The organism is Buttiauxella ferragutiae (genome assembly GCF_022637515.1).
Taxonomy (GTDB): Bacteria; Pseudomonadota; Gammaproteobacteria; order Enterobacterales; family Enterobacteriaceae; genus Buttiauxella; species Buttiauxella ferragutiae.
Window position 1 is genome coordinate 3,323,035 of record NZ_CP093332.1, and the last position, 26,469, is coordinate 3,349,503.

The 26,469-nt window shown below is 51.0% G+C and carries 23 protein-coding genes; 6 read left to right on the top strand and 17 right to left on the bottom strand.

Annotation, left to right across the window (positions count from 1 at the left end):
* Window positions 1–27: 27 nt before the first annotated feature.
* From cobB to lolC, 5 genes are read right to left on the bottom strand one after another with little or no spacing between them, the layout of a single operon-like run.
* Window positions 28–852, bottom strand: coding sequence for a Sir2 family NAD+-dependent deacetylase (cobB, locus tag MNO13_RS15400; protein WP_241938978.1), 825 nt, complete (start codon window positions 850–852; stop codon window positions 28–30).
* A gap of 3 nt (window positions 853–855) precedes the next feature.
* Entirely contained in the window at window positions 856–1,767 is a 912-nt protein-coding gene (nagK, locus tag MNO13_RS15405; protein WP_133522650.1) for an N-acetylglucosamine kinase, read from the bottom strand.
* A gap of 30 nt (window positions 1,768–1,797) precedes the next feature.
* On the bottom strand, window positions 1,798–3,042 hold the full coding sequence (gene lolE, locus MNO13_RS15410; RefSeq protein WP_064547765.1) for a lipoprotein-releasing ABC transporter permease subunit LolE: 1,245 nt from the start codon (window positions 3,040–3,042) through the stop codon (window positions 1,798–1,800).
* Window positions 3,042–3,746, bottom strand: a complete 705-nt coding sequence (gene lolD / locus MNO13_RS15415) for a lipoprotein-releasing ABC transporter ATP-binding protein LolD (protein WP_064547767.1) — start codon at window positions 3,744–3,746, stop codon at window positions 3,042–3,044. Before lolD ends, lolE begins: the two co-directional genes overlap by 1 nt.
* A complete protein-coding gene (gene lolC, locus MNO13_RS15420) occupies window positions 3,739–4,938 on the bottom strand; it encodes a lipoprotein-releasing ABC transporter permease subunit LolC (RefSeq protein WP_121815384.1) in 1,200 nt (399 codons plus the stop codon). Before lolC ends, lolD begins: the two co-directional genes overlap by 8 nt.
* A gap of 300 nt (window positions 4,939–5,238) precedes the next feature.
* Between lolC and MNO13_RS15425 the strand changes: the two genes are divergently transcribed.
* The 3 genes from MNO13_RS15425 to ldtC all read left to right on the top strand — a co-directional run bounded on the left by MNO13_RS15425 (window position 5,239) and on the right by ldtC (window position 11,041).
* The gene (locus MNO13_RS15425) at window positions 5,239–6,312 is read left to right on the top strand and encodes an acyltransferase family protein (protein ID WP_241938979.1); all 1,074 of its coding nucleotides are present in this window, start codon (window positions 5,239–5,241) and stop codon (window positions 6,310–6,312) included.
* Between the two features lie 143 nt (window positions 6,313–6,455).
* Window positions 6,456–9,902 (top strand): transcription-repair coupling factor, encoded by a 3,447-nt coding sequence (gene mfd, locus MNO13_RS15430; protein WP_232886541.1) that lies wholly within the window; start codon window positions 6,456–6,458, stop codon window positions 9,900–9,902.
* A 218-nt stretch (window positions 9,903–10,120) separates the two neighbouring features.
* Window positions 10,121–11,041 (top strand): L,D-transpeptidase LdtC, encoded by a 921-nt coding sequence (gene ldtC / locus MNO13_RS15435; RefSeq protein ID WP_064547775.1) that lies wholly within the window; start codon window positions 10,121–10,123, stop codon window positions 11,039–11,041.
* A 392-nt stretch (window positions 11,042–11,433) separates the two neighbouring features.
* Here the strand turns inward: ldtC and MNO13_RS15440 are convergent, their stop codons facing one another.
* Window positions 11,434–12,420, bottom strand: a complete 987-nt coding sequence (locus MNO13_RS15440) for an IS110 family RNA-guided transposase (protein WP_121815380.1) — start codon at window positions 12,418–12,420, stop codon at window positions 11,434–11,436.
* Window positions 12,421–13,107: 687 nt separating this feature from the next.
* Window positions 13,108–13,365, bottom strand: coding sequence for a multiple stress resistance protein BhsA (gene bhsA, locus MNO13_RS15445; RefSeq protein WP_064547777.1), 258 nt, complete (start codon window positions 13,363–13,365; stop codon window positions 13,108–13,110).
* Window positions 13,366–13,614: 249 nt separating this feature from the next.
* Between bhsA and MNO13_RS15450 the strand changes: the two genes are divergently transcribed.
* Complete coding sequence (locus tag MNO13_RS15450) at window positions 13,615–14,247, top strand: TetR/AcrR family transcriptional regulator (RefSeq protein WP_241938980.1); 633 nt, start codon at window positions 13,615–13,617, stop codon at window positions 14,245–14,247.
* A gap of 52 nt (window positions 14,248–14,299) precedes the next feature.
* Here the strand turns inward: MNO13_RS15450 and MNO13_RS15455 are convergent, their stop codons facing one another.
* Window positions 14,300–15,193 carry a siderophore-interacting protein gene (locus MNO13_RS15455; RefSeq protein ID WP_232886540.1) on the bottom strand — a complete coding sequence of 298 codons (894 nt, stop codon included), beginning with the start codon at window positions 15,191–15,193 and terminating at the stop codon, window positions 14,300–14,302.
* Window positions 15,194–15,386: 193 nt separating this feature from the next.
* Between MNO13_RS15455 and iutA the strand changes: the two genes are divergently transcribed.
* Complete coding sequence (iutA, locus tag MNO13_RS15460) at window positions 15,387–17,576, top strand: ferric aerobactin receptor IutA (RefSeq protein WP_064547996.1); 2,190 nt, start codon at window positions 15,387–15,389, stop codon at window positions 17,574–17,576.
* A 120-nt stretch (window positions 17,577–17,696) separates the two neighbouring features.
* The gene (locus MNO13_RS15465; RefSeq protein WP_241940073.1) at window positions 17,697–18,725 is read left to right on the top strand and encodes a Gfo/Idh/MocA family oxidoreductase; all 1,029 of its coding nucleotides are present in this window, start codon (window positions 17,697–17,699) and stop codon (window positions 18,723–18,725) included.
* Between the two features lie 87 nt (window positions 18,726–18,812).
* On the opposite strand, the gene MNO13_RS15470 is transcribed toward MNO13_RS15465, so the two are convergent.
* The 9 genes from MNO13_RS15470 to ptsG form a co-directional block, all read right to left on the bottom strand.
* Window positions 18,813–19,349, bottom strand: a complete 537-nt coding sequence (locus MNO13_RS15470) for a glycine zipper 2TM domain-containing protein (protein WP_064547785.1) — start codon at window positions 19,347–19,349, stop codon at window positions 18,813–18,815.
* Window positions 19,350–19,525: 176 nt separating this feature from the next.
* Entirely contained in the window at window positions 19,526–20,830 is a 1,305-nt protein-coding gene (locus MNO13_RS15475; RefSeq protein ID WP_064547787.1) for an NAD(P)/FAD-dependent oxidoreductase, read from the bottom strand.
* Window positions 20,831–21,056: 226 nt separating this feature from the next.
* Window positions 21,057–21,599, bottom strand: a complete 543-nt coding sequence (gene ycfP / locus MNO13_RS15480; protein WP_064547789.1) for an alpha/beta hydrolase YcfP — start codon at window positions 21,597–21,599, stop codon at window positions 21,057–21,059.
* A gap of 42 nt (window positions 21,600–21,641) precedes the next feature.
* Complete coding sequence (gene nagZ / locus MNO13_RS15485; RefSeq protein ID WP_241938981.1) at window positions 21,642–22,667, bottom strand: beta-N-acetylhexosaminidase; 1,026 nt, start codon at window positions 22,665–22,667, stop codon at window positions 21,642–21,644.
* Window positions 22,668–22,682: 15 nt separating this feature from the next.
* Entirely contained in the window at window positions 22,683–23,513 is an 831-nt protein-coding gene (gene thiK / locus MNO13_RS15490; protein ID WP_241938982.1) for a thiamine kinase, read from the bottom strand.
* Window positions 23,491–24,087: a penicillin-binding protein activator LpoB gene (lpoB, locus tag MNO13_RS15495; protein WP_241940074.1), complete on the bottom strand. Its 597-nt coding sequence runs from the start codon at window positions 24,085–24,087 to the stop codon at window positions 23,491–23,493. The genes thiK and lpoB overlap by 23 nt, the downstream gene beginning before the upstream one ends.
* A 55-nt stretch (window positions 24,088–24,142) precedes the next feature.
* Window positions 24,143–24,517: a YcfL family putative periplasmic lipoprotein gene (locus tag MNO13_RS15500; RefSeq protein ID WP_064547798.1), complete on the bottom strand. Its 375-nt coding sequence runs from the start codon at window positions 24,515–24,517 to the stop codon at window positions 24,143–24,145.
* Between the two features lie 4 nt (window positions 24,518–24,521).
* On the bottom strand, window positions 24,522–24,878 hold the full coding sequence (gene hinT, locus MNO13_RS15505) for a purine nucleoside phosphoramidase (RefSeq protein WP_064547800.1): 357 nt from the start codon (window positions 24,876–24,878) through the stop codon (window positions 24,522–24,524).
* Between the two features lie 149 nt (window positions 24,879–25,027).
* Window positions 25,028–26,461, bottom strand: a complete 1,434-nt coding sequence (gene ptsG, locus MNO13_RS15510) for a PTS glucose transporter subunit IIBC (protein ID WP_064547802.1) — start codon at window positions 26,459–26,461, stop codon at window positions 25,028–25,030.
* Between the last annotated feature and the right edge of the window lie 8 nt (window positions 26,462–26,469).

Sequence of the window (26,469 nt, forward strand, 5' to 3'; positions counted from 1 at the left end):
AAGGAGAGGGTTAGGGTGAGGATGGTTTTAAGAAAGCCCTTTCAACAATCTATCCACATATTCCGGCACCACTTCACTGGCTAAACCATAAAACTTCTCTTCAAACTCGCTGCCAACCTGGCTCGGTTCAAGATTCAGTTCAACGGTATGAGCGCCTTGCAAGCGGGCTTCGTGGACAAAACCGGCAGCCGGATAGACGTGCCCGGACGTGCCGATGGCAATAAAGTAATCTGCCGTCGCCAGCGCCTGATAAATGTGATCCATACCGAGCGGCATTTCACCAAACCAGACAACATGTGGGCGCAGCGGCGCAGAAAGCTGGCAGCAATGGCAGCGATCCTGCGGGGTGATGTCACCTTTCCACTCAATAACTTGTCCGCTTTGCGCACAACGTACTTTCAGCAGCTCGCCATGCATATGGATAATATTTTTATTACCGGCACGCTCATGCAGGTTATCGATATTTTGCGTCACTAACAGGAAGTGGTCGCCTAGCTCTTCCTCAAGCCGCGCCAATGCAAGATGAGCCGCATTAGGTTTAATTTCTGCCTGCTGAAGCTGCTGGCGGCGCGCATTATAAAACGCCTGCACTAATTGCGGGTCACGGGCGAAGCCTTCCGGCGTTGCCACGTCTTCTACCCGATGTTCTTCCCACAAGCCATCGGTGGCACGGAAAGTCCTAATCCCTGACTCGGCGGAAATACCCGCGCCGGTCAGTACCACTACTCTGGGTTTTTCCATCGCTTCAGGTCCAGGAATGTCTCTGAAAAAAGCGCGCTGACGCAAACGCTGCCTGAGCAAGCGTTTGGTTTTTCTGAACCGGCTGAGCCGATGTTGACGACGCGATAACATAAGTTACTCCGTGAGATGGAGGAATGCCGCACCACGCATGCCACCGGCATCACCATGACGAGCCGGTTCAATGCGCGGCACTTTTGCTACAGGCAAAAGATACTTAGGTAAACGCTCAGGCAGTAGCTGGTACAGCTCAGTAAAGTTAGATAACCCACCGCCGATGACCACCAGATGCGCATCGATTGCCGTTAACAGGCTGCCCAGGCAGCAAGCCAACAGCTCTACGAAACGTTCGACGTGCGCCACAGCGTTCTCATCACCCGCACGATAGCGAGCAACGATTTCTTTGGAATCCAGTGCTTCAGAGTAGAAGTGTTGGTAAACCCACGCAAATCCACGGCCTGAAAGATAGTTTTCGATACAGCCATGCTGACCACAACCACAACGCGTAAGCGGAATATCACGCCCTAGCACGTTGAGCGCATCAACCGGCAGACGGGTATGGCCGAACTCGCCAGTAATGTAGTTACGCCCGGTAATGGATTTGCCGTTGACGATGATGCCACCACCGACACCAGTGCCGAGGATTAAGCCCATAACCACCGGATAATCACGGAACTCGTCATCCCAGGCTTCGGACAGCGCAAAGCAGTTAGCGTCGTTATCCATCCGCACGTCACGCTCAAGCATCGCGCTCAAGTCGGCCTGCACAGGTTTGCCGCTGGCTGCTGGCACGTTTGCCGCATACAACGTGCCATCGTCGGTGACCGGCATACCCGGAATACCGATGCCTACCGACCCTTTAGTACCAAAACGGCTATCGGCTTCCTGTACCATGGAAACGATAGCCGCCAGGAAGTTCTCGTAGCTATCGTGTGGCGTAGGAACGCGCTTTTCCCACTGTAACCGGCGTTCAGTATCATAAACTCCAAGAGCCATTTTCGTGCCGCCAATGTCAAATCCGTAGTACATCGATTTGCCGCTCCCCTCAGTTTTTAGAATTTATTGTCCGCTTAATACCCGTGCTGGATCGATATTACTGGCACGGCGAGCCGGATACCAACTGGCGAGCAAACTCAGTAACAGGGCTGTGATCAGCACATAAAATACGTCCAGCCAGTGAAGTTCAGATGGCAAGAAATCAATAAAGTAGATATCGCCTGACAGGAATTGATGGCCGATTAGTTTTTCAATCACGCGGATAATATTGGTTAATTGCCAGGAGGCTAACACGCCGACAATCACTCCGCTTACGCTACCGAACAACCCCGCTAGCAGACCGTACCAGACGAAAATCGCGCGAATCAAACCGTCTTTCGCCCCCAACGTTCGCAACACGGCGATATCACTGCTTTTGTCTTTCACCGCCATCACCAGCGTAGAGACGATATTAAAACAGGCCACGCCGATCACCAGCACCATCGCCAGATACATGATGGCGCGAATCATCTGGATGTCGCGGTACATGTAACCGTAGGTGCCAATCCAGCTTTTGATGTACACGTAAGCGTTGGTCACTTCACCGGCATCACGCACCAGTTGGTTGGCGTTAAACACATCATTCACTTTGATGGCGATACCTGTGACGCTATCGCCCATATCTAAATAGCTCTGCGCATCCGCCATGGGCACCATCGCAAAACTATGATCAAGCTGGCCGCTGAGCGCCAAAATACCTGCAACTTGCAGACGCACACGCTTCGGTTGCAGCAGTTTGGTGCCACCATCGCTGTTCGGGATCATGATCGAGATCCAGTCGCCCTGTTTCACTTTCAGGGCATCGGCAACACCTTTACCGATAATAATCTGTTGCTGACCGGCTTTAAAATTCTGCCACGCGTTGTTTTGCACATATTGAGGCAAAGCACTAAGGCGAACTTCCTGAGCGGGATCAACACCTTTTACCTGAATAGCGCGCAGATTCGGCCCGTTTTCTACCAGGCCTGTAAAGTTGATATACGGTGCCGCTGCTGCAATACCTTTCACTTTTTCAACGCGCTGTAATACGCCGCTCCAGTCATGAAATGGCTGATTAACCGGCTCGATTTCACCGTGCGGCACCACCGCCAGAATGCGGTTGTTCAGCTCTCGCTCAAAACCATTCATCGCACTTAAACCGACAATCAGCACCGCCACACCCAAAGCAATACCCAGAGTAGAGATGACAGAAATCAATGACACCATGCCGCTGCGACGACGCCCGCGGCTAAAACGCAAACCAATAAGCAGTGACAGTGGCGAAGCCATTAATGGGCTCCCATCAAAGTCAGTTCGCTGGTCAAGCGGCCATCGCGCATTTCAAGCTGACGAGACATTCGACGTGCCAGTTGCAAGTCGTGGGTCACCACCAGGAATGCAGTTCCCTGGCGCACATTCAATTCGCCAAGCAGTTCAAAAATGCTGTCTGCGTTACGCGCATCGAGGTTACCCGTCGGCTCATCCGCCAGCACCAGGCGTGGGTTATTCACCAGCGCGCGGGCAATCGCTACACGCTGGCGCTCACCGCCGGACAGCTCGGAAGGACGGTGATTACTGCGGTGGTCAAGCCCCACAGCTTTGAGCATTTCCAGCGCGCGTTGCTTCGTTTCATCGGGGTGTTTTTTGCCGATAAGTAGCGGCATGGCGACGTTTTCCATCGCGGTAAAATCAGGCAGCAAATGGTGGAACTGGTAGATGAAACCGAGTTCGCGGTTACGCAATTCTGCTTTGGCGGCAGACGACATCGCACTCATCGCCTTGCCATTGAAAATCACATCGCCAGAAGTGGGGGTATCCAGCCCGCCCAGCAGATGCAGCAAGGTACTTTTGCCGGAACCAGAGCTACCAACAATCGCCATTAACTCGCCGGTATTGATGCTGAAGCTGACATCATGCAACACGTCCGTTTGCACTTTGCCTTCCTGATAGCGTTTGCACAGCTTGTCACACTGCAACAGGACAGAATTACTCATAACGTAAAGCCTCAGCGGGAAGTGTCGCGGCAGCGCGCCACGAAGGATAAAGCGTGGATAACAGAGCGACCGCCATAGCGATAATCGCAATCACAATAACTTGTACAGGGTCGATGGCGACGGGCAGCGCGGCACCATCCAGCAACGCGCCAATAATCGGCATTAAATTGTTCAACTGGCTGGCAAGTAACGCGCCTAATAGCGCCCCCAGCAGAGCGCCAATCACGCCCGCACTCGCCCCTTGCACCATAAACACCGCCATAATTTGGCGACGTGTTAGCCCCTGAGTCTGAAGAATGGCAACTTCACCTTGTTTCTCCATCACCAGCAAACCGAGCGACGTAATGATGTTAAAGGCGGCAACCGCCACAATCAGGCTTAATAGCAACCCCATCATATTTTTTTCCATGCGCACCGCCTGGAATAGCTCGCCTTTACGTTCGCGCCAGTCTTTCCATTCGGTGCCTTGCGGCAAGGTTTGTTGGCTCAGCACATCAACTTTCAGCGGTTCGGCCAGCCATAAACGCCAGCCGGTAATATTGCCCGCCGGATAACGCATCAGGCGCGAGGCATCTTGTTGGTTGACCAACATTTGGTAACCGTCGACTTCACTGTTTGCCGCGAAGGTGCCAATCACTGTGAACAGACGCTGGCTTGGCAAGCGCCCCATCGGCGTAAACTGGCTGGCAGACGGCACCATAACGCGGATGCTGTCACCACGTTTTATACCCAGTTGCCCGGCAAGTTGTTCGCCCAGAATGATGTTGTACTTCCCGGCGACCAGGTCGGTCTGCTTAACGTTGACCAGAAATGGCGAAAGTGGATCTTTCTCTTCTGGCTTCACGCCCAGCATCACCCCTACGGCGACGCTACGTGCGCTTTGCAGCACTACATCACCCGTGGTAATGGGGGCAACTCGCGTGACGCCTTCAAGGTTGAGGTCTTTTGCTGGAAGTGTTTCAGGATTAATCGAGCCGCCAGGCGAGGTGATGATCGCTTGCGGCATTAGCCCAAGAATGTTGTTTTGCAGCTCACGCTCAAAACCGTTCATCACGGAAAGCACGGTGACTAACGCCATCACGCCAAGCGTAATGCCGATAGTTGACAGCCAGGAGACGAAGCGACCGAAGCGGTCAGCTGCTCGCCCACGCATGTAGCGCAGGCCTATAAATAACGCGACAGGTTGATACATGTATTCCGTCTTGTTGCAGTTGCGGATGCAAAGTTGCCGAGAAGTATATAAGCGATAACGTATCAAGTAAATGAAACATAACGTTTTTTTGTTTTTTCAGAACAAGTGAAATACCTTTTAAATCAATCTCCTAACATCTTGTTTTCGCAGCAATGCTGCGCAGAAATGGTCATTAATTGTCCCTGCGGAATTTCCGAAATTTTCCAGATTATTACAAAAACAGACAAATCAGATAATAAAAAGCCCGCCATTCTTCCACCCTAAAAACAAATAAAAGCCAACTGAAGGTATTCCTGGCACATGAAAGACAAACAATTGTGGATCAACCATATCAAGGGATTGTGCATCTGCCTTGTCGTTATATATCACTCGGTCATCACCTTTTACCCGCATCTGGTGCAGCAACAGACCGGGCTTGCGGAGGTCATCGCCAAAAGCTGGATTTACCTGAATTTATATCTCGCCCCTTTCCGCATGCCGGTTTTCTTCTTTATTTCCGGCTTTCTCATCACCCGCTACATTGAGAAGGTAAAATGGCGCGACTGCATTGATAAACGCATCTGGAATATCTTTTATGTCCTGCTGTTATGGGGCGTGTTGCAGTGGCTGGGTATTTCATTAATTAACCAATGGCTGGCACCGGAACTGGTGCGTAACCCGGCGTCCAACGCGGTCTACTCAGAAAACCTGCTGCAATTTGCCACCAGCATGGCAAAAGCCAGTACCAGCCTTTGGTATCTCTACGCGCTGCTGCTCTATTTTGTGATTTTCAAAAGCCTGCGCCGCTACAAAGTCCCGGTCATCATGTTGCTGCTGGCAGTGAATGTGGTGATTAGCTTTATGCCGCTACCGTGGTGGGGAATGAACAGCGTGGTGCGCAATATGTGTTACTACGGGCTTGGCGCGTGGTTTGGCCCGCAACTGATGAGCGCAATGAAAGCGTTTAATCTTCGCCAGCATCCTTTGATGTTCACAGCCACTGCCCTGCTCTCTGCTGCGTTGTATCTGGTTAACATTCCAGTGATGATTTCCGTATTGTCGATTTTTGTCATTATGAAGCTGTTTTATCTACTGGATAGCTGGCGTGAATGCCGTTCCGATGCATTTCTGAATATTGTAGGTTCCAATACCATCGCGATTTACACCACTCACCGCATCGTGATTGAAGCGTTGAGCTTGTTTATGCTGGGGCAAATTAGCGCAGGGCGAATTTCGGGTAACCTGTTGCTCGCCATCTTGTTGGTTTATCCGTTTGCCAGCCTGGCGATATGTACCTTGTTGGGCTTAGGATTCAGAAAATTATCGCGCACTCTGTGCGGTGATATGTTCTTTTCACCGCCAGCGAAAATGGTGGTAGCGACCGACACACGTTAAGCGAGCTTTGGCTGGAAGGACGAAATCTCCGCAGGCTTTGCGATTGGCTAAACGATCGCGGATAATACAAGGCAACTTCTTGACGCGTCTGCGAACTATAGACCCACAAAAAAGATGCAACCTGAGAGATATTGATATCTTCTATGCCTGAAAATTATCGCTATTCCTTACCTGTTAAAGCTGGCGATCAACGCCAGCTTGGTGAACTCACCGGTTCTGCCTGTGCAACTGAAGTAGCCGAAATCGTCGAGCGCCATAATGGCCCGGTAGTGCTTATCGCGCCGGATATGCAGAACGCCTTGCGCCTGCATGACGAGATAACTCAGTTTACGGAAAGCCTGGTGGTGAATCTTGCCGACTGGGAAACGCTGCCGTACGACAGTTTCTCGCCGCATCAGGAAATTATTTCTTCGCGTTTATCCACGCTCTATCAGTTGCCAACCATGCAGCGCGGCGTGTTGATTCTGCCGGTGAACACCCTGATGCAGCGCGTTTGCCCGCACAATTTTTTGCACGGCCATGCGCTAGTGATGAACAAAGGGCAGCAATTATCACGTGATAATTTGCGCAGCCAGTTAGAACAAGCAGGTTATCGCAGCGTCGATCAGGTAATGGAACACGGTGAATTTGCCACCCGTGGCGCGTTGCTTGATCTCTACCCGATGGGTAGTGACCAGCCTTATCGCATCGACTTCTTTGATGACGAAATCGACAGTCTGCGCGTGTTTGATGTCGACACACAGCGCACGCTCGAAGAAGTCGACGCCATTAATTTACTTCCCGCACACGAATTCCCGACCGATAAAAACGCCATCGAGCTGTTCCGTAGCCAGTGGCGCGACAAGTTTGACGTGAAGCGTGAACCTGAGCATATCTATCAGCAAGTCAGCAAAGGCACTCTCCCGGCGGGGATTGAGTACTGGCAGCCGTTATTCTTTAGCGAGCCATTACCAGCGCTGTTTAGTTACTTCCCAAAAAATACTCTGCTGATTAATACCGGCGATATCGAAACCAGCGCCGATCGTTTCTGGCAGGATACGTTTGCCCGTTTCGAAAATCGCGGCGTCGACCCGATGCGCCCGTTGCTGCCGCCAGAAAGCCTGTGGCTGCGCGTGGACGAGCTGTTCAGCGAGTTAAAAGCCTGGCCGCGTATTCAGCTCAAAACCGAATCGTTAGCGGACAAAGCCGCGTTCACCAATCTGGGTTATCGCGCCCTGCCTGACCTTTCTGTTCAGGCACAGCAAAAAGCCCCGCTCGATAACCTGCGTAAATTCCTTGAGTCGTTCGCCGGCCCGGTGGTGTTTTCCGTAGAAAGTGAAGGCCGACGTGAAGCACTGGGTGAGCTGTTATCACGGATAAAAGTGGCGCCAAAGCGCATCTATCGTCTTGATGAAGCCGCCGATAATGGCCGTTATTTGATGCAGGGTTCCAGCGAGCATGGGTTTATCGATACCCTGCGCAACCGTGCATTGATTTGCGAAAGCGACCTGTTGGGTGAACGCGTCAGCCGCCGCCGTCAGGATAGCCGCCGTACCATCAACCCGGATACCTTGATTCGTAACCTGGCTGAGCTACATACCGGCCAGCCGGTGGTGCATCTTGAACATGGCGTTGGGCGTTATGCAGGATTAACCACGCTTGAAGCGGGCGGCATAACAGCTGAATACCTGATGCTGACCTATCACGGCGACGCCAAACTTTACGTGCCGGTTTCTTCGCTGCATTTGATCAGCCGCTATGCAGGCGGTGCCGAAGAAAATGCGCCGCTGCATAAACTTGGCAGCGATGCCTGGTCACGCGCCCGTCAAAAAGCCGCCGAGAAAGTGCGCGATGTAGCTGCAGAATTACTGGATATTTATGCGCAGCGTGCCGCAAAACAAGGTTTTGCGTTTAAGCATGACCGCGAACAGTATCAGCTGTTCTGTGATGCTTTCCCGTTTGAAACCACACCGGATCAGGCCCAGGCTATTAACGCGGTATTGAGTGACATGTGCCAGCCGCTGGCAATGGACAGACTGGTGTGCGGTGATGTGGGCTTTGGTAAAACCGAAGTGGCGATGCGCGCCGCCTTCCTCGCGGTGGAAAACCACAAACAAGTTGCTGTGTTAGTACCGACCACCCTGCTCGCTCAACAGCATCTGGATAACTTCCGTGACCGCTTCGCCAACTGGCCTGTGCGTATCGAAATGTTATCGCGTTTCCGCACGGCCAAAGAGCAAGCGCAAATTCTGCAGGAAGCCAGCGAAGGGAAAGTCGATATTCTTATCGGCACCCATAAGCTGCTGCAAAATGATGTGAAGATGAAAGATCTCGGCCTGCTGATTGTCGATGAAGAGCATCGTTTTGGCGTGCGCCATAAAGAACGGATTAAAGCGATGCGCGCCGATGTCGACATCCTGACGCTAACTGCAACACCGATTCCACGCACGCTGAATATGGCAATGAGCGGGATGCGCGATTTGTCGATTATCGCCACCCCTCCGGCACGCCGCCTGGCGGTGAAAACCTTCGTTCGCCAGTACGATGAACTGGTCGTCCGTGAAGCCATACTGCGTGAAGTGCTGCGTGGCGGCCAGGTTTACTATCTTTATAACGATGTGGAAAACATCCAGAAGGCGGCAGACCGCCTCGCGGTATTAGTGCCTGAAGCACGTATCACCATTGGTCACGGGCAAATGCGTGAACGTGAACTGGAACGAGTGATGAACGACTTCCACCACCAGCGTTTTAACGTGTTGGTGTGTACCACGATTATCGAAACCGGTATCGATATTCCGACTGCCAATACCATTATCATCGAACGTGCCGATCATTTCGGCCTTGCGCAGTTGCACCAGTTACGTGGCCGCGTCGGGCGTTCGCATCACCAGGCTTACGCATGGTTGTTAACCCCACATCCAAAAGCAATGACCACCGACGCACAGAAACGCCTGGAGGCTATCGCTTCTCTCGAAGATTTAGGTGCCGGTTTTGCGCTTGCGACTCATGACCTGGAGATTCGTGGTGCGGGTGAGTTGCTTGGCGAAGGCCAAAGCGGTTCGATGGAAACCATCGGTTTCTCGCTGTATATGGAGATGCTGGAAAATGCGGTCGATGCGCTTAAAGATGGCCGCGAGCCGTCACTGGAAGATTTGACCAGCAGCCAGACCGAAGTTGAACTGCGCATGCCTGCCCTGTTGCCTGATGATTTTATCCCGGACGTCAATACCCGACTGTCATTCTATAAACGCATTGCCAGTGCAAAAACCGGGCATGAACTGGACGAGTTAAAAGTCGAGTTAATTGACCGCTTTGGCCTGCTGCCGGATCCCGCACGTAACCTGCTGGATATTGCCGCGTTGCGCCAGCAGGCGCAGAAACTCGGGGTGCGTAAAATTGAAGGCAACGAAAAAGGTGGCGTGATTGAGTTTGCCGAGAAGAACCATGTCAATCCGGTTTGGCTGATTGGCTTGCTGCAAAAACAGCCTCAGCACTACCGTCTGGATGGGCCAACTCGCCTGAAATTTATTGAAGATCTCGCCGACCGCAAAGCCCGGATGGAATGGGTGCGTAACTTTATGCAGCAGCTCGCGCAGAACGCAGCGGCTTAATCTGCCAGCAGTGCCTTAGAGCTTTCTATCTAAGGCACTCTCTTTGTAACATTTACACATCCTTTCAATCCGCCAGGACTTCCCTACACGCACTCCCGTCATAATCATCGATTAACCTTTTTATAACATGCATACTTTTCATAGGGTTTATTGTGATTACCTCTCAGAGCATTTCATCATCTCGCAAAGCACGCGTCGTTCGCTGGCTGGCGTCGATCATGCTGGTTAGCGCAACGCTGGTCTCATTTCAGGCAGTAGCCAACTCTTATCCTTTGCCACCTGAAGGAAGCCGATTAATCGGCAAGAACTTTTTCCATGTCGTGAAGGATGACGGCGGTTCGCTGGAAGAGATTGCGAAAAAATACAATGTCGGCTTCCTGGCTTTGCTCCAGGCAAACCCTGGGGTTGACCCTTATGTCCCTCGCGCCGGAAGTGTGCTGACAATTCCGCGCCAAATGCTGTTACCTGATGCACCACGCCAGGGGTTGGTACTCAACCTGGCTGAATTGCGTGTTTATTATTATCCGGCAGGAAAAAACAGCGTAACCGTTTACCCGATTGGTATTGGCCAACTCGGTGGAGATACCGTGACGCCAACCATGGTGACAACCGTTTCAGACAAACGCGCCAACCCAACCTGGACACCAACCGCCAATATTCGCGCACGCTACCTGGCAAATGGCATTAAACTCCCGGCGGTAGTGCCTGCCGGCCCGGATAACCCGATGGGCCACCATGCGATTCGCCTTGCGGCCTATGGCGGGGTCTACTTGTTACACGGCACAAATGCTGATTTTGGTATCGGTATGCGCGTCAGTTCTGGCTGTATTCGTCTGCGCGATGGCGACATCAAAGCTCTGTATAAAGAGATGCCGGTCGGGACGCAGGTGCGCATCATTAATACCGCGATTAAGACCTCAATTGAACCCGACGGCAGCCGTTTAGTTGAAGTCCATCAGCCGCTGTCGAAAGATATTAATGACAATCCGCAAGTGCTGCCGATTGTGCTCAATGAGCAAATGAAACAGTTCCAGTCTGCACCAGAAACGGACGCGGTGGTGATGGAAAAAGCCATGCAGCACCGTTCTGGCATGCCGGTAATGGTCAATGCAGACCCTGCGACAACGACCGAAATTTAGATTTCCCCCAATAGAAAAGGCCCTGGTTTTCAACAGGGCCTGAGACTGATGACAAACTTCTTCGTAGGTCGGATAAGCGCAGCGTCATCCGACACCACTGGCGTAAATGGTGGATGACGCTAACGCTTATCCACCCTACAAAACACATTTATCACCCTTTGCCAGCAATCTGAGGCCCTGTTTTCCAACAGGGCCTCAGACTGATGACAAACTTCTTCGTAGGTCGGATAAGCGCAGCGTCATCCGACACAACTGGCGTAAATGGTGGATGACGCTAACGCTTAGCCACCCTACAAAACACATTTATCACCCTTTGTCAGCAATCTGAGGCCCTGTTTTCCAACAGGGCCTCAGACTGATGACAAACTTCTTCGTAGCTACCGTCTTGGACGTCAAGCGGTAGCTGCATAATTTTCATCCCATGGTAATCGGGTTTTCAGTACGCCGAAGCACATATGCACCAGCTTACGCATCACTGCACCCAGGGCCGCTTTTTTCGCCTTACCTTTCGCTACCAGCCTTTCATATATCGCCTTCGCGGGTTTATTCCACCGGATTGCACTCAGGGCTGCTACATACAGTTTGGCTCTGACTATTGAGGGGCCTGTTTTTGACATATGTGCCCGCCCGCGTACCGAACTGCCGGACACTCTCTCCACCGGTGTTATTCCCAGATACGCTGCCACCTGCGAGGCACTTTTGAACGTCCCGTCTTTCAGTAGTGCCAGCATCTCCCGTCCCACCTGCTCCTTCACACATTTTATCGATTTCAGCAGCTCCAGATCGGCCTTCAGTCCCGGGTCGTTATCTGTGTGGTCAGTAATGAGCTTTTCTATCCGTTCCAGTTCATCACTCAGCCAGCCGTGTGTCCGCTCCAGTGAGGCTATGACCTCCCGTGGTGTCGAGGTTGAATGCGCTTTTTCAAGCCGGTTGGCCGTCCTCTGCACATCCTCTTTCAGCGCGTCGCGCTGACGCAACAACGCCCTGAGTTTACGGACTTCAACTGACGGTGGGACCCAGGCATCGGGATGCTTCAGCTCGCCATAACAGGCCAGCACAAATGCGTCCACTGTGTCATTTTTCGTGAGGATATCCATTCCGCAGGCAAACTCACGGACACGGTATGGATTGGCCATGCAGACAGAAATCCCCGCATCATGAAGCCCATACGCCAGATTCTCATGGTAGATACCCGTGGCTTCCATCACGACTGTCATATTATCAGAGGCGCATTTTTGGGCCTCCAGCCAGTCGATGATTTTGCGGGCCACACAGGGTTCATTGGTGAAGACTTTCTGCTTTTTCTTACCCTTAATACCGGCAACAAGCAGACAGACATCTATTTTATTTTTGCTGATATCAGCACCGAGAAAAGCCATATTTCATCTCCTTCCACGTGAACCAACACGCCATTCCAGCCTTGTACATGCGAAGTCAGAGCTTCTGGTTACCGTTCGGATTTTGAGTGGCGTGAAAGGTGAAACGGAGGGCTTAAGCTACGTCGGAAGATCGAGGTCTTCAGGTCGGATACAAGCTTCCTCCGTTTCATGTAACCGGTAGCTAACCAGCTACCGGTTCAAGATACAAGGTCGGATAAGCGCAGCGTCATCCGACACCACTGGCGTAAATGGTGGATGACGCTAACGCTTATCCACCCTACAAAACACATTTATCACCCTTTGTCAGCAATCTGAGGCCCTGGTTTTCAACAGGGCCCGAGACTGATGACAAACTTCTTCGTAGGTCGGATAAGCGCAGCGTCATCCGACACAACGGGCGTAAATGGTGGATGACGCTAACGCTTATCCACCCTACAAAACACATTTATCACCCTTTGTCAGCAATCTGAGGCCCTGGTTTTCAACAGGGTCTGAGACTGATGACAAACTTCTTCGTAGGTCGGATAAGCGCAGCGTCATCCGACACCACTGGCGTAAATGGTGGATGACGCTAACGCTTAGCCACCCTACAAAACACATTTATCACCCTTTGTCAGCAATCTGAGGCCCTGTTTTCCAACAGGGCCTTTTTTTTAGATTCGGAGTTAATGCTCAGAGGGCAGCGTCTTATTTATAAATAACCGCGGTACCGTGCAAAGTGTTTGGACCGGTGACTGAAGTAATACGGTATGAGCTTGCACCCATTTGATCTGCTTTTTCTGCCAGTTGATCTTCCAGAGAACCCAGGTTTGTCCCCCCAGTCGCCGTGATGGTACCGACTTTCTGTTGGCCATTTGGTGTTGCCTGAACTTCAACAGCGGCAAAGCTTGCGAAAGAGATTGAACTAAGAACCACAGCAGCGATGAGAGTTTTAACGTTTTTCATGATTTTTTACCTTGAGCAGATGATTTGTAAGGTCGTTAAGTTATTTACTTAACGATCGATAGGTAAATCATAAACGTGATCTTAATCACACGTCAAATTATTTTTATAACGCTCGTTAATTATTTTATAAACATACTATTTTTCATTACGATAGGATTAATTTATTTTTATCCTAAATGCCTATAGCTACTGAGTGTTATTATTTTTATAATGATCGTTCATTAAACAGACAAAGGTTAAACGGCACATATGTCATCTGATATAAGTTACATCAAAAAAAGCCGTGGCCGTCCGAAGGTGTTTGACAGGGAAGCAGCACTCGACAAGGCCATGGCTTTGTTCTGGCAACACGGCTACGAAGCCACTTCTATGGCGCATTTAGTGGAAGCTACCGGCGCGAAAGCCCCGACGCTGTACGCCGAATTCACCAATAAAGAGGGGTTATTTCGCGCCGTGCTGGATCGTTATATCGCCCGTTTTGCGCAAAAACACGAAGCGTGTTTATTCTGCGAAGAACGCAGTCTCGAAGAGGCTCTGGAAGATTATCTGTCTCATGTTGCGAAGCTTTTCACCGACAAAGACACACCTGCGGGCTGCTTTATCATCTGTACTTCATCAGTGCTGGCGACCTCTTCGGATGATATTTCAGCCGTGATCAAAGCCCGCCATGCCATGCAGGAAGAAACGCTGATACGTTTTCTGAGCAAACGCCAGGCAAGAGGCGAGATTCCGTCTGAAAGCTGTGTCCGAAAACTGGCGAAGTATCTGTGTTGTATCGTTCAGGGGATGTCAGTCAGTGCGCGTGAAAATGCCAGTTATGAAGAGCTGTTGCAGATAGTGAATACCACGATGCGGCTGCTGCCAGAATTGAAGAAAGTTTAAACTGCGCTAAGGCGGATAACGCAAACTTATCCGCCTTAGCTAAAACACTGCTTTACCGTTGCCGCCCTTTACTCCAGTAAGCCATAAAGTTGATAGCATCATGGTTCACGCCACATTCTCCTATCAAATATCGCCGCAGCATTTTCACCACCGTCGACTCTGCCGCAACCCAGCCATAAAACGTATTGCTGGCGGTCGTGGCTTTATCCCACAGTAATTCACCTTCGGCTTCCTCATTGACCGTTTCAGCAACGCCCGCCGTTTTCGGCAGTTGTGCGTCGGCTCTGACTGCTTTTAGCAAGCACTCCCCGTGTCTCGCGTTAGAGGTTTTACGCGGCAACCAGTGAATGCTGGCAAAGCTATATGCGCTTAAATCCACACAATCGCCCTGCTCTGGCACCTCGAAAAATGCCTGTATTTGTGGTGGATTTGGCTGCGTCGCCAGCAGTTCAAGAATGCCTCGTGCCGCAGGCAATGCGGTTTCATCGGCAATAATCAGTGCCTGACGCAGGCCCTGAGGCGGCGTCCATTCATATCCACCACTGTCACCAGAATAAGCAGCATTCGGGGCGACAATTTGTATTTTGTCGCCAGCTTCAGCGGCAATCGCCCACGCAGAAGCCGGGCCTTCGGTACCATGGCTGACGAATTCAACCGTCACTTCCTGGCGCGCAGCATCGACGTGGCGCAAGGTATAAGTGCGCACAATCGGCCGCTTCTCTTTGGGCAATTCTTGCAGTAGCTGATACCACTGTGCTTGCTCTGGCAACGTTGGGATTGAACCGTCCTCTGACGGAAAAAGCATTTTGATGCGCTGATCGGGTGCATCACATTTCATGTTTGCAATGTCCGGACCGCCAAACACCAGGCTCAACAACGAAGGTGAAACTTGTGATTTATGCACTAGCTGCACATTAAACAATCGATAACCTTGCACCCCTGCCATTTCGACTCCTCTGCCGTCTCCGGCTACATCCACAAAAAGTAAACCACAGAAATCATGTGATTATTCATGAGATTAATTTGAGAAATACTATCAATTGAGATTGATAATGAGAACCGTTATCGGCAAAATCCAACTCGTTCTTATTTCAAAATATTTATAAATGTTAATATTTCCCATCTAAGGAATGATGATGATGCATAAAAACGCGCGCTGGGTGCTTAACCCGTTGCTTCTGGCGATGATGGCTCCGGCTGTCGCGCAGCAAACTTCCGAAGAAAACATTCTGGTTTCTGCCAACCGTACACACCGTACTGTGGCTGAAATGGCACAGACCACCTGGGTCATAGAAGGCGCTGAGCTTGAACAGCAGATTCAGGGAGGCAAGGAGCTGAAAGACGCACTTGCACAGTTAATTCCCGGTCTGGATGTCAGCAGCCAAAGCCGCACCAACTACGGCATGAATATGCGTGGCCGCTCTATCGTGGTGTTAGTGGATGGCGTGCGCATGAACTCGTCCCGTACCGATAGCCGCCAGCTAGATTCCATTGACCCGTTTAACATCGAGCATATTGAAGTGATCTCCGGTGCGACATCACTGTATGGCGGCGGCAGTACCGGCGGCTTGATTAATATCGTGACGAAGAAAGGCCAGCCTGAAACCCAGCTGGAATTTGAAAGCGGGATTAAATCAGGTTTCAACAGTAGCAAAGATCACGACGAGCGCGTCGCAGGCGCGATTTCTGGCGGTAACGATCATGCATCAGGGCGTTTATCGGTGGCGTATCAAAAATTTGGTGGCTGGTATGACGGCAACGGCGACCAAACCCTGCTCGACAATACACAGACCGGTTTGCAGTATTCTGACCGTCTGGATGTCATGGGTACGGGCACATTAAATATTGATGAAACCCAACAGCTGCAACTGGTGACACAGTATTACAAAAGCCAGGGTGATGATGATTACGGCCTGGATTTAGGGAATAATTTCTCGGCGGTAACCGGCAATGGCAAGGCGTATGTCAGTGACCAGCTTAATTCAGACCGTATTCCTGGCACCGAGCGCCATCTCATTAGCCTGCAATATTCCAACAGCGATTTCCTCGGGCAGGAATTGGTGGGGCAGATTTATTATCGCGATGAGTCCCTGACGTTCTATCCGTTCCCGACGCTGACACGTAACACAGTCACCAGTTTCTCCGCCTCGCAACAAGATACCGATCAGTACGGTGCGAAACTGGCAATGACCAGCCAACCGCTCGACGGCTGGCAAATTACCTATGGTGTGGACGCCGATCACGAAAGCTTTACCTCGAACCAAATGTTCTTTGATTTGGCAAAAGCGAACGCCTCGGGTGGCCTGAATAACCAAAGCATTTACACCACCGGTCGCTACCCTGGCTACACCATTACTAACCTCGCGCCGTTCTTGCAAACCAGCTATGACATCAACGACCTGTTTACCGTAAGCGGCGGTGTGCGCTACCAGTGGACCGAGAATAAAGTTGATGACTTTGTTGGATTTACTCAGCAGCAAGGTATAGCGAACGGTATCGCAAAATCGGCCGATGCCATCCCTGGTGGCAGCACCGATTACGACAACGCGTTATTCAATGCTGGCTTACTGATGCACATTACCGAGCGCCAACAAGCGTGGTTCAACTTCTCGCAAGGCGTTGAATTGCCTGACCCTGGCAAATATTACGGCAACGGGACTTACCGCCTGGTTAATGGCCATTACCAGCTCGTGAACAGCGTTAACGTTGGGCAGTCTAAACTTCAGGGCATTAAGGTCGATTCTTATGAGTTAGGCTGGCGCTATACCGGTGATAGCCTGCGCAGCCAGATTGCGGCGTATTACTCGTTGTCCGACAAATCTATCGCCATCAACCGTGCAGATATGACCATCAATGTTCAGGATGATAAGCGTCGTATTTACGGTGTTGAAGGTGCGGTGGATTACTTCATTCCGGATTCAACCTGGAGCACCGGGATTAACTTCAACGTGCTGAAATCCGAAACCAAAGTTGACGGAAAATGGCAGAAATGGGACGTGATTTACGCCAGCCCATCGAAAGCCACCGCCTACGTTGGCTGGGCGCCAGATCCATGGAGCCTGCGTGTTCAAAGCCAGCAGACGTTTGATTTGACTGATGCCAGCGACAATAAAATCAACGGTTACAACACTATCGACTTTATTGGTAGCTATGCGTTACCCGTGGGTAAACTCAGCTTCAGCATCGAAAACTTACTGGATAAAGATTACACCACCGTATGGGGCCAGCGCGCACCACTGCTGTATAGCCCAACTTACGGCAGCCCATCGCTGTATGAATACAAGGGCCGTGGACGCACTTACGGTGTGAACTACTCTCTGCTGTTCTAAGGTGGTTTCTACAGGCCGGTCAAAAACCGGTCTGTTTTTACGCCCACAAACAAATTGGTACTCGACCCGAAATCGATAGTCATTTAAAACATAGGGACTCTAATTATAGGTACTATGAATATGTTGGCAGGTATCATTGGTTTAGGTTCGGTCATCGAAACCGCTTATCTTCCGGCTTTACGCCGTATGTCCCTTCCCGCTCTCGAACTTTATGGTTATGACGCTGACCCAGCGCGCCAGCTTGAGGGAATTAGCCGTTGTGATTCGCTTGATACGCTGCTGGCTAAACCGCTCGACGTGGTGCTAATCACCACTTCTTCGCTTCATCATTTACCCGTGCTCGAAAGGGTTTTGCAAAGCCGTGTTCCCGCAATCGTCGTTGAAAAGCCGGTTGCCGCCACGCTCACGCAACTTAAGAAACTCGAAACATTACTCCAGCAACCGCAAGCTGCCGCTCGTGTTCTGGCGCTGGATCACTGGATGATTCGCACTCAAGCTAGCGACTGCATTCACAACATCAGTGAAATAAGCCGCATCGAAGGTTTTTTGCAGGAACCCAGTGGGTTTAATGCCGCTGGTGAGCCTGCCGCGTTGAATTTTGCCACCGGTGAGGCGGATACCCGCCAGCTACGTCATCCTGACGGCGTGATTGTTGATATCGGCACGCATGTCCTCGCCATGATGCGCGAAACACTCCATCAGTTAGGTGGTAACCATCGGTTAGAGATTGAGTTGAGCTACGCACGTGACCGTCTGGGAAATGAGATTGCAGCAGGCGATTTTACCACCGCAGAAGGTGAAGCCCTGCTGACCGGCACCCTCAGCGATATTCCGTTCACTCTCCATCTTAATAAATATGCTGGCCCTGCGGGTGGGCAAAAAGGCATGCGTATCTATCTGCATGATGGGCGAGTCATCAATATCGACCGTGAAGGCCAGAATGAAGTGATTGAACGGACGACTGAGCACGAAACCAGGCGTCAAACCCTTGCAGGGCCGTTATATGACCGTTGTTTACATGACGTGGTGTTTGGTGAGAACAGGCTGTTTTTACGCTTACCCGAGGAGATCCCTGCTTACACTCAGCGACGGATAGCCGAAGTGACGGCGCTGCTGGAATTACAGCAGCAGTTACGTGGCCGCCATTAACAAAAAACCCATCTTTGCAGATGGGTTTACATTTTTTGGTGGATGACGCTATCGCTTATCCACCCTATGATACCGGCATGTTATCGGTTAGATTTTAGTCAAAACCAACTGGCCATTGTTATCCAGCGGGATCTGGTTGCCAGGGTCTTTATCCATGCGGATTTTCCCTTGCTGATCGCCGATGCGGTATGTGACGTCATAACCGAGCATTTTTTCTGACTTGTCGTACACGGTTTTACATTTTTGCTGTGTCGTGGTGTAGGTGTCGCGGTCCTGCATATTGCCTTGCACCTGGTTACCTGCGTAACCCCCACCTAATGCGCCCACCACTGTGGCAACATCTTTACCGCGTCCGCCGCCAAACTGATGACCAATCACGCCACCGGCAACCGCACCCAGTGCTGAACCGATGATACGGTTTTCATCTTGTACCGGTCGGCGATGAGTCACCGCGACGTTCTGGCACTCTTTACGTGGCGTTTTTACCGTTTCCTTAATAGGTGTCGCTGACACCACCTGTGCGAACTGAGGACCACGGTCGAAAACGTTCATGCTGGCAACCGCCGCCACACCCAGTGCTGCGGCCACACCGATACCTATACCCGCTAACATTGATTTATTCACAGGACATCCTCCTGACTTTGCTATTGCTTACAATTTTGCAACCAGAGTAGGACCAGGCAAATCAGACAACGGATGAAAAACGCAGATTCTTACGGAGAAAACAGCTGTTTGAGAGAATTCCTAAGCAAGAAAAACCCGACACGTGGTCGGGTTTGAATTTCATGCTGGCCAGACGATTAGTGCAGTTTCAGACGCGGACGGATCACGCGGTTGATGCTACCCACCAGCATCATCAGGCCGGTTTTGAAGTAACCATGAAGTGCAACCTGGTGCATACGGTACAGCGAGATATAGACGAAACGCGCCATGCGCCCTTCTACCATCATCGAGCCACGCATCAGGTTACCCATCAGGCTGCCAACGGTGGAAAACTTAGACAGCGACACCAGCGAACCGTGGTCTTTATAGATGTAAGATTTCAGAGGCTTATCTTTCATCTGCGCAAGAATGTTGGTTAAAACCAGTGACGCCATCTGGTGCGCCGCTTGCGCACGTGGCGGCACAAAGCCACCTTCAGGGCGCGCACATGAAGCACAGTCGCCAATCGCGTAAATATCAGGGTCACGCGTGGTTTGCAGCGTAGGCTCAGTCACTAACTGATTGATACGGTTAGTTTCAAGGCCACCGATATCTTTCATAAAGTCTGGTGCTTTAATCCCTGCCGCCCAGACCATCAAATCCGCTGCGATGTATTCGCCGTCTTTGGTATTCAGGCCACCTGCGTCTGCGGAAGTCACCATGGTTTGCGTCAGAACACGCACGCCCAGTTTAGTCAGTTCGCTGTGTGCCGCCGCAGAAATACGTGGCGGCAATGCAGGCAGAATTCGTTCACCGGCTTCGACCAGCGTTACGTTTAGCGCTTCGTTAGTCAGGCCTTTATAACCGTAACTGTGCAGTTGTTTCACCGCGTTATGCAGCTCAGCAGACAGCTCAACCCCCGTCGCCCCACCGCCAACAATAGCGATGTTAACTTTGCCGCTGGCACCGAGGTTTGCAGAATACTTGAGGAACAGATTCAGCATTTCGGAATGGAAACGACGCGCCTGATGCGGGTTATCGAGGAAGATACAGTTGTCTTTAACGCCTGGGGTGTTGAAGTCGTTGGAGGTACTACCCAACGCCATCACCAGCGTGTCATAAGGAATTTTACGTTCAGGGACCAGCAGCTCGCCTTTGTCGTCACGCAGTTCTGCGAGCGTCAGAGTTTTGCTTTCGCGGTTAATGTCGACCACGGAACCGAGCTGGAACTGGAAATGATGGTTACGAGCATGTGCCAGATAGCTCAGCGCGTCTACACCTTCGTCCAGTGAACCGGTTGCCACTTCGTGCAGCAGCGGTTTCCATAAATGGCTGTGGTTACGGTCGATAAGCGTAACCTTAGCTTTTTTACCACGACCCAGTTTTTTACCTAACTGAGTGGCCAGTTCAAGTCCGCCAGCACCACCACCGACAATGACAATCTTTCTTAATGGCGTAGTCAAAGTGACCCCCTTAAAATATTAACCAATTGTTAATTAAAGGTTATGTAAATAGCATTTAATTAACAACAAGTTAGCTAAACAAACTCACGAATATGACCAAAGAATAACATGGATGGTGTATTGGTCATACCAAAATTGATGTGCGTCAAATTTTTATGCCGAAAAGATAAACAAAAAGGGCCAGCACCTGGCTGACCCTTTCACTTTTTGCTTATTTAGCCCGCGGCTAGCCGAGAGTCTTGAACGCTTTAATCCGCTGCAAATGTGGTGAGATATTTTTGAATTTATGGGTCTGTTCCTGATCCCATACGATCTCATAGTAATGATGCAGCAGCTCTGCGGCTCGTGCGTTATCCAGCGCTTCGTCATTACGCGACAAAATGGCCAGGCAACGGTCACGGTTTTTCTCGCGGAAATTCTGCACGCACTTGGTGGCAATATCGGTGTATTCCTCAGGACGGTCGATTTTCCCTTCCATATTCTCTTGCGGGAACAGATTTGGGTTAAAAATCACCTGGCGAATATCACACAAGAAACCAATACGCTCGGCCCAGAAACCGCCAAGCCCGACACCGCAAATCAGTGGCCGCTCATCGACACTGAGTTGCAACATTTTGTCTACTTCTTTGAGCAGATGCTGCATATCGTGTTTCGGATGCCGCGTGCTGTAACTGATAAGGCGGACGTCCGGATCGATAAACTGGAGTTGCAGCACCTTTTCATGGTTACCAGGACTATTAGAGTCGAAACCGTGTAAATAGATAATCATTGCATCCTCACCACACGAATTCAGGCCATTTGGCCTGATGAGTTAAAGACCCGCCTTGTGGGCTTCCCACTGCTCATGCAGCGCCTCAAGTTGCTGGTTTGCTTGCTTCCAGCGCGCTGACGACATCAGCTCCTGGCGGGTAAATGAACCTTTATGATACAAACCTGTAACACGCTCTGCTTTGACCGGAGACAGGTTATCTAACACGCTAACCGCACCATTACGATTATTGCAGACCAGGATCATATCGCAACCTGCATCCAAAGAAGCTTGCCCGCGTTCAGCGTAGCTCCCCATGATGGCAGCGCCTTCCATTGATAAATCATCCGAGAAAATAACGCCATTAAAGCCCAGCTCGCCACGCAAAACGGTTTTCAGCCAGTGCGGAGAACCACTCGCCGGAAGCGGATCGACGTCGGTATAGATAACGTGCGCCGGCATAATGGCGTCGAGTTTGTTATCAGTAATCAGACTGCGGAAAATCTGCATGTCGTGTTCACGGATCAGCGCTTCATCACGCGGGTCACGCGGGGTTTCTTTATGGGAATCAGCCGTTACCGCACCGTGGCCTGGGAAGTGTTTACCGGTGGTTTTCATACCTGCGGCGTGCATGCCGTCGATAAAGCGAGTCGCCATCGCCAGCGCTTTACGCGGTTCTTCATGGTAGGAACGCTCACCAATGGCGGCACTGATATGGCCGATATCCAATACTGGCGCGAAACTGATGTCGATATCCATGGCAATCATTTCGCTTGCCATCAACCAGCCTGCTTCTTGTGCCAGTTTCCCACCCAACTCCAGGCCATGTATTGCGGCAAAAGATTGTGCTGCTGGCAAACGGGTAAAGCCTTCACGGAAACGTTGAACTCGCCCACCTTCCTGGTCAACCGCAACCACCAGACGATTGTGAGAAGCTTCGCGGATTTGACGAACCAGCTCACGGAGTTGCTCAGGATCGTGATAGTTGCGGGTAAAAATAATCAGCCCACCGACCAGTGGGTGCTTTAGAATTTCACGCTCTTCGGCATCCAGCTCAAAGCTTGCCACATCTAACATTACCGGACCCACATCGACCTCTCTTAATTAATCAAACGCTCGCAGACGGCACCATGCTTCGTCTGCAAGGGTTATAAATGTTCTGTCTTGCGTTTGTTGCCAGCGGCATTCATACCAGGATGCCATCAGCAAAATAACCCACGGTTGCCAGCGGCTGACCTGTCGGCGTAATTTATCCACCTGAATATGGTTCAATTGAGCATAAGCGCGAACCAAAGACTCGCCATCAATATTATTGGCCGCAATAATAGCCGCCAGCTCCAGCGCCACATCCCCATCACCGGCGTATTCCCAGTCGATGAGTTTGATACTTTGCGCCTGATGCACCAGGTTACCGGCATGAATATCCATATGCAGCGCAGCAAGGCGCAGCGGTTTTGGCTCACCCTGCTTGTTCATCTTTTTAAGCCAACGCAACCAGGTCAGGCTTCTTCGCTCAGGCCCGGCCATTTGCCAATAGTATTCCAGTAAAGGCAACAAATTGATTCGCCAGCCGAAACAAGGTTGATGATGTAAATCATACAGTAAGGAATTGAGCAAATGCAGTGAGGGTAGTTCCGATTTTACCTCCCCAGCTAGCCATTCAACGATTAACCAGCCATTCGCGAGGCAAACTGGACGTGACCCGATTCCTTGCGATATTCGAGTTAATGCTCGATATTGCCGGGCGAGAGAAACACCCGGCATCGGGGTTTCAAGCTGTTGTCGCGCGACATACTCCCGCGTGCCAATGGTGAAATGCAGGCTCCCGCCGCTCAATCCTTCAAGAGGAGAAAAGCAACCGGCGGCCTGAGCCGCCGGAAGATACTTTTCAATCACACTTTGCAGTGTCGAATTATTGGGTTTGTTGAACAGCACTGCTGCCTGACCAAATAATTTCGCCGGTCTGTACCAGCATCAACTGCATTTTCAGCGTTGGTGCATTCACGTTGCCACTGGCATTGGTATACAGCACATATTGCGCACCAACGTTACGGGCAATACCAATCGCTTTAGTACGAGAACCCAGGCTGTCTTGTGGCGATAACCCGAGTTGTTGTTTTGCCAGCGAAAGCTGTTGTGGCGACACAAGGGTAAATTTGCCGTTGTTTGCCAACGCACCGTGCAGCGCTTCGGTCGCTTTACCAGTTTGCAGCGAACCATTGGTGTGATTGTTCACGCTATCCACCAGCAGAACGCCGCCGGCTGTCACGCCATCGGCTTGTAACATTTTGCCAACCATCGGCTGCATCGCGCTGCCCCAATCGTAGCTACGAACTTTAGGTGTGGCAGGAATAGTCGGCTGTGGCTGTTCAATTGGGCCTGGCTGAGTTGGCACAGTCGGCACCGTTGGAACAGTCGGTGGCGGTTCAACTGGCTGCTGCGGAACTGGCTTCACTTCTTCCACAGGAGCAGGAGCTTCACCACGGTTAATACACCCGGATAAAATCATCGCCGCGGCGATAATTACCAGGTAACGATGGATTCCCTTAATCAAAATTCACCCCTTATAAAGAGAGAGATAGACGAACTTGACGTGCGTCTGGATAACTGGCTATGGATGACACCGAAACGCTAGATTTTGCAGGTATCGTAATCGTGCGCGGCTGCTCGAGAGGATGAATTTCCAGCCCTTTGTCGTCATACCAATAAAAACGATAGCTGATGATGACTGGTTTAGACTGCTCATTATACAACTGGCTACGTGAAACAGTGGCACCGCTATCACTTGAAATATCAGGTTTTTCAGCACTAATCCCCGCCGCAAGCACCGAGGTTTCCATCACCAGCGTTTGATCATCGCTGACAGGAATCGCGGGTTTGGAACTGCATCCCACCATAAAAATGATGGCCAGTAGCGTTAACAGCGAGTTCGCTTTCATCAATTTATCCTTTATGCGCCAGCATCGGCCCAAGCACACGGCCACCCAGCAGGTGCATGTGAATGTGGTAAACCTCCTGTCCACCATGGCGATTGCAGTTCATGATCAGACGATAGCCGTCTTCTGCAATCCCTTCTTGTTCAGCAATTTTTGCTGCTGCGATCAACATGCGCCCTAGTGCCAGTTCATGCTCAGTAGTTACGTCGTTAACCGTTGGGATCAGCACATTAGGAATGATAAGGATGTGGGTTGGAGCCTGTGGCGATATGTCACGGAATGCAGTGACTAACTCATCTTGATAAACGATATCAGCCGGAATTTCCCGGCGGATAATTTTACTGAAAATGGTTTCTTCGGCCATGACGTTACCTTTTATTCATGTGTGGCGAACTTTATGTGACATAGCCCAAGAGTATGAGCGAGTTACACCTACTCTTTCAACCTTAACCTGTGAATTGTAGACGTAAAAAAGGGAGGCCAATGGCCTCCCTCAGTCTCCCCAACTTCTTATTAGCTGTTACGGATCCACTCATCCATTTCAGTTTTCAGGTTATCGGATTTAGTACCGAAGATTGCCTGAACACCTGAACCAGCTACAACTACACCTGCTGCACCCAATTTCTTCAGGCCAGCCTGGTCGACTTTAGAAATGTCGGCCACGCTAACACGCAGACGGGTAATACACGCATCCAGGTTAGTGATGTTTTCTTTACCGCCGAAAGCGCTAACCAGAGCTGGTGCCATTTCGCTTGTGGAAGTGGTAGTCGTCTCAGATGTTGCGTCTTCACGACCTGGAGTTTTCAGGTCAAGCGCTTTAATCAGCACACGGAACACGGTGTAGTAAATCGCCGCGTAGCACAGGCCAACAATTGGGAACAACCACAATTTGCTGCTGTTACCGCTCAGCACGATGAAGTCAATCAGACCGTGAGAGAAGGAAGTACCGTCACGCATACCCAGAAGGATACAGATTGGGAATGCCAGGCCTGCCAACACCGCGTGGATGATGTACAGGATTGGAGCAACGAACATGAAGGAGAACTCGATTGGCTCGGTAATACCGGTCAGGAACGAGGTCAACGCAGCGGAGATCATGATACCGCCGACTTTTGCACGGTTCTCAGGTTTAGCTGAGTGCCAGATTGCGATAGCCGCAGCAGGCAGACCGTACATTTTAAACAGGAAGCCACCAGACAGTTTGCCCGCAGTTGGGTCACCTGCCATGTAACGTGGGATATCGCCGTGGAAGACCTGACCTGCAGCGTTGGTGTATTCACCAATTTGCATCTGGAATGGAACGTTCCAGATGTGGTGCAGACCGAATGGTACCAGGCAGCGCTCTACGAAACCGTAGATGCCGAATGCCACAACCGGGTTCTGGTAAGCAGCCCACTGAGAGAAGGTCTGAATAGCCGTACCGATTGGAGGCCAGATGAAGGACAGCACAACACCCATGAAGATCGCAGCCAGACCGGAGATGATCGGTACGAAACGTTTACCCGCGAAGAAGCCCAGGTATTCTGGCAACTTGATGCGGTAGAAACGGTTAAACATGTAGGCTGCAATGGCACCAGAGATGATACCGCCCAGAACACCGGTATCAGCCAGGTGTTTTGCCGCGATCTCTTCAGCAGGAATATGCAGAACCAAAGGTGCAACAACCGCCATGGTCTTAACCATGATGCCGTATGCAACCACAGAGGCTAATGCAGAAACGCCATCGTTATTCGTGAAGCCTAATGCCACACCGATAGCAAAAATCAGCGGCATATTGGCGAATACTGAACCGCCAGCTTCCGCCATTACATGAGAAACGACTGCTGGCAGCCAGCTGAAGTTTGCAGAACCGACGCCCAGCAGGATACCTGCGATTGGCAGTACGGATACTGGCAGCATCAGCGATTTACCCACCTTTTGCAGGTTAGCAAATGCATTCTTAAACATATTGAGAG